Origin of the sequence: Streptomyces sp. AF1A, assembly GCF_047340315.1 — a bacterium.
GTDB lineage: Bacteria > Actinomycetota > Actinomycetes > Streptomycetales > Streptomycetaceae > Streptomyces.
The window spans coordinates 1-400 of sequence record NZ_JBLEBI010000388.1; the positions used below are offsets into that span (position 1 = coordinate 1).

Below are 400 nucleotides of genomic sequence, written 5' to 3' on the forward strand. Positions count from 1 at the left end.
CCGCGGGAGTGTCCTCGAAGGTGTCCGGAACGGGCTCATTGACGATCATGTTGTGGGTGACCCTCCGATCTGCGGGTTGGACGGTCGCAGGACGGTGAAGACGTGCGCGGGCCTATGACCCGGTTCGAGGCGCACATAGTTGGCCCTGCCCCAGTAGTAGGTCTCGCCGGTGAGCTCGTCGCGCACCGGCACGGACTCGTGCCACTCCAGGCCGAGTTGCGGCATGTCCAACGAGACCGTGGCTTCCTGGGTGTGGTGGGGGTCGAGATTTGCGACCACCAGAACCGTGTTCGATCCGCTCCGCTTGGAGTAGGCGATCACCGCGTCCTTGTCGGCGTGGTGGAAGTGCAGATCACGCAGCTGCCGCAGGGCCGGGCTGTGCCGTCGTACGGCGTTCAGC

The 400-nt window shown here is 65.5% G+C and carries 1 protein-coding gene; it reads right to left on the reverse strand.

Annotation, left to right across the window (positions count from 1 at the left end):
- Positions 1–45: 45 nt before the first annotated feature.
- The coding region (locus ACLU3S_RS37040; protein WP_413956362.1) for an alpha-glucosidase C-terminal domain-containing protein at positions 46–400 on the reverse strand (355 nt) is incomplete at its 5' end.